Below are 3,968 nucleotides of genomic sequence, written 5' to 3'. Positions count from 1 at the left end.
AACTCCAACGCCCACCCCGACTCCAACGCCCACTCCGACACCGACTCCGACACCGACGCCAGGCGTGCCCACCAAGGCCCAGGCCGAGGCGAACGAGGCGGCGCTGACGAACAACGATTTCTTCCGCAAGGTCAAGGCCTCGATCCGCACCCTGGGCAATACGGCCGTCGAGGCCGTGCAGCCTGGCTTGGCCAGCAATCCGCTCAACGTCAAACGGGTCGAGCGCCTGCTGCCGGCGGCGAAGTGGGATTACTATTTTGCCGCGCGCGACGCCAGCTACACGTATCAGCGCTTCCTGCAAGCCGTGGCCAAGTTCCCCGCCGTGTGCGACGATTACAGCGACGGACGCAATGCGGACGCCATCTGCCGCCACAGCCTGTCCACCATGTTCGCCCATTTTGTGCAGGAAACGGGCGACCATAACGCCAGCAGTCCGCTGCCGCAATGGCGCCAGGGCTTGAAGTATTTGCGCGAGCTGGGCTGCGACGAGACGGGCGCCGGTTGCGGCTACAACGTCGAGTGCGCCGATCCCGTCTTCAACAAGGTGTGGACCTGCGGCAAGAATGCCGACGGCAGCTTCAAAAAGTATTTTGGACGCGGCGCCAAGCAGCTGTCGTACAACTACAACTATGGGCCGTTTTCCCAAGCCATGCATGACGGCGATCAATCCGTGCTGCTGAAAAATCCGGACCTGGTGGCGTCGACCTGGCTGAACCTGGCCTCGGCCACGTTCTTCTTTGTCTATCCGCAACCGCCGAAGCCGTCGATGCTGCATGTGCTCGACGGCACGTGGGTGCCGAACGCGGCCGATACGACGGCGGGTGCGGGCAATAACTTCGCCACCACCATCATGATCATCAACGCCGAATGCGGGCAGGGCACGGAAAAGCAGGCCGCGCAAAACCGCATCGATTACTACAAGCAATTTGCCGCTGACATGGGCTGGGATTATTCCGGCGAACAATTGTCTTGCGCCAACATGCAACGCTTCACCCCGGCCAGTTCCGCTTCCTACAACATCTATTGGGAAAAGAACTGGAGCGCCGGTGGCGACAACCAATGCCAGCTGGTCAGCTATCAAACCCCGTACAGCGCCTTGCTGGCCGGGAACTACGTGAAATGCGTGGAAGCCAACTGGAATGTGAAGTTGCAGTAGCAGCAAAAGCAGGAAAGCCGGCCAGGGATAACAGTTGACAAGAGCCCCTTCAGGGGCCTGCAACAGCTCTCGATGTAAAACCATAACGGAGACCAATACAACATGAAATCGAATGCATTATTGATGGCCCTGCTCAGCGGCGTGCTCGTCGCTTGCGGAGGCGGCGGCCAGGAAGGCACGACCGCCACGCCAAACACCTTGCTCGCCGCCGTCGAAGCGTGCGCCGTCTGGGATACCGCCACCGTCTACACGGGCGGCCAGTGCGTGCTGTACCAGGGCGTCACCTACAAGGCCAAGTGGTGGACGCAGGGCAATGTCCCCAGCGCCACCGACCAGTGGGGCCCATGGGCCGTGACGGATACCCCGACGCCGACGCCGACACCAACGCCAACGCCAACGCCGACACCAACGCCAACACCAACGCCAACACCAACGCCAACACCAACGCCAACACCAACGCCAACACCAACGCCAACACCAACACCAACCCCAACGCCAACCCCAACACCGACCCCCACGGCTTGCCGCCCGGACGGCTTGATCTCGGCCGTGCCGAATGTGCCGTACTGCAAGGTGTACGATACGAATGGCCGCGAAGTGCTGAGCAATGGCTTGAACCGGCGCATCGTCGGCTATTTCGCCAGCTGGCGCACGGGCGTCGACGGCAGCCCGACTTACCTCGTGAATAACCTGCCGTGGGACAAGATTACCCACCTGAACTATGCGTTCGCCTCCGTCGATCCCGCCACGTCGAAAATCGCCATCGGCAGCGGCGCGGCCAATCCCGATACGGGCCTCACATGGCCCAACGTGCCGGCCGCCGCCATGGACCCGTCGCTGCCGTACAAGGGCCACTTCAACTTGCTGTCGCAATACAAGAAGAAGTATCCGGGCGTGAAACTGATGATTTCCGTGGGCGGCTGGGCCGGCAGCGGCGGCTTCTATACGGCCACGACGAACGCGGATGGCAGCATCAACACGGCCGGCATCAACACCCTGGCCGATTCCATGGTGGCCTTCGTGCGCCAGTACAACTTCTTCGATGGCGTCGATGTCGATTACGAACATCCGACCACCAACAATGAAGCGGGCAATCCGAACGATTTCGCCGTCTCGAAGCCGCGCCTTGCCGGCCTGATGACGAGCTACAACGTGCTGCTGAAAGTGCTGCGCCAGAAGCTCGACGAAGCGGCCGTGCAGGACAATAAATACTATCTGCTGACCATCGCCGGTTCCGCCTCGGGCTGGGTCTTGCGTGGCGAAGAAAACATGTCGGGATTGAAATATCTCGATTACGCCAGCCTGATGAGCTATGACTTGCATGGCGCTTGGAACCAGTATGTGGGACCGAACGCGGCACTGTTTGACGATGGCAATGATGGCGAATTGCGCGCCGGTAACGCCTACCAGTTCCAGAACATCGGCTACCTGAACACGGACTGGGCCTACCGCTACTACCGTGGCGCCATGCAGGCGGGACGCATCAATATCGGCGTGCCGTTCTACACGCGGGGCTGGAAGGATGTGACGGGCGGCACGAACGGCCTGTGGGGCACGACGCCACTGATCAGTTCCACTGTCACCTGCGCCGGCACCAAGACCTGCGGCACGGGCGCCACTGGCATCGACAACGTCTGGTATGACCTGGACTCGCAGGGCAAACCCACGCCGGGCGGTGGCAACCCCATCTGGCATGCGCTGAACTTGCAGAACGGCATCGTTCCAAGCTACCTCGATGCGTATAAAGTCACGGACAAGGCGCTGGTGGGCAGCTATGTGCCGTATTACAGCAGTACCATGGTGGCGCCGTGGCTATGGAATGCGACCAAGAAAGTGTTCATTTCCACGGAAACCACGCAATCGATCGCGGCCAAGGCCCAGTACATCGTCAACAACAATATCGGCGGCGTGATGATCTGGGAAATGGCGGGCGACTATGCCTGGGATGCCACGCGCAACGGCGGCAAGGGCGAGTATTTCATGGGTACCACCCTGACGGACGTGCTGTACCAGGCTTTCCGCACGGCTGGCGTGTATGGCAACAAGCGCGCCGAAATCGCCATGCCGGGCACGGCGGCCAACGTCAGCATCACCCTGGGCGGATGGAAGCTGGGCGACAACAACTTCCCCATCAATCCCGTGATGACGGTGAAGAACAACACCACGTCGACCCTGCCGGGCGGCACCGTGGTGGAGTTCGACTATCCCGTGTCGGCACCGTCGGACATGAGCGACCAGTCCGGCTTCGGCTTGACGGTGATCAATGCCGGCTACACGGGGCCGAACAATATCGGCGGCTTTACGAAGAACTACAACCGTGCCCGCTTTGCGATTCCCGCCTGGCAATCGCTGGCGCCGGGCGGCTCCGTGGCGCTGACCCTAAACTACCGCTTGCCGATCTCGGGACCGGCCAACTACACGGTCACCGTGGGCGGCACCAAGTATGCGTTGACGCAGGAGTATCCGGAACTGCCGGTGGCGCTGCCGTAAATTGGTGATGCCGTAAAGTAAAAGGGCGGAACCGAGGTTCCGCCCTTTTTAGTTTTTACCGCTGATTCCGTTTAGAACCACGTTTCTACCTGGAAACCATACGAGGTGCCGCTGGTATTGTTGTTGTAGATCGGGCCGCCGTTGTTCGACGCATTGACCGAGGCGGTGGCTGCATCGTTCCATTTGCCGTAGGTAACGAAAGCGCGCAGTTCAGGACGCGACCACAGGCCAGGGCCGGCCGAGATCGTCGGGGCGATGGTCAGCTTGGTCAAGCGCTTGGCCGGCAGGCCGCCCGCTTGCGTCACGCGGTCCGTGCCCAGTT

At 61.1% G+C, this 3,968-nt stretch carries 3 protein-coding genes; 2 read left to right on the top strand and 1 reads right to left on the bottom strand.

The window, feature by feature from the left end; all coding sequences use genetic code 11:
* The coding region (locus CSQ93_RS28415; RefSeq protein WP_324848014.1) for a chitinase at positions 1–1,156 on the top strand (1,156 nt) is incomplete at its 5' end.
* A gap of 102 nt (positions 1,157–1,258) precedes the next feature.
* Positions 1,259–3,646 (top strand): chitinase C-terminal domain-containing protein, encoded by a 2,388-nt coding sequence (locus CSQ93_RS28410; protein ID WP_099380914.1) that lies wholly within the window; start codon positions 1,259–1,261, stop codon positions 3,644–3,646.
* A gap of 71 nt (positions 3,647–3,717) precedes the next feature.
* Here the strand turns inward: CSQ93_RS28410 and CSQ93_RS28405 are convergent.
* Positions 3,718–3,968, bottom strand: a 251-nt coding sequence (locus tag CSQ93_RS28405; protein ID WP_199534495.1) for a carbohydrate porin, incomplete at its 5' end; no start/stop codon positions are given.

It is taken from the genome of Janthinobacterium sp. BJB426 (assembly GCF_002735705.1).
In the GTDB taxonomy this organism is placed as follows: Bacteria; Pseudomonadota; Gammaproteobacteria; order Burkholderiales; family Burkholderiaceae_D; genus Janthinobacterium.
This window is presented reverse-complemented; position numbering and strand designations above follow the sequence as displayed.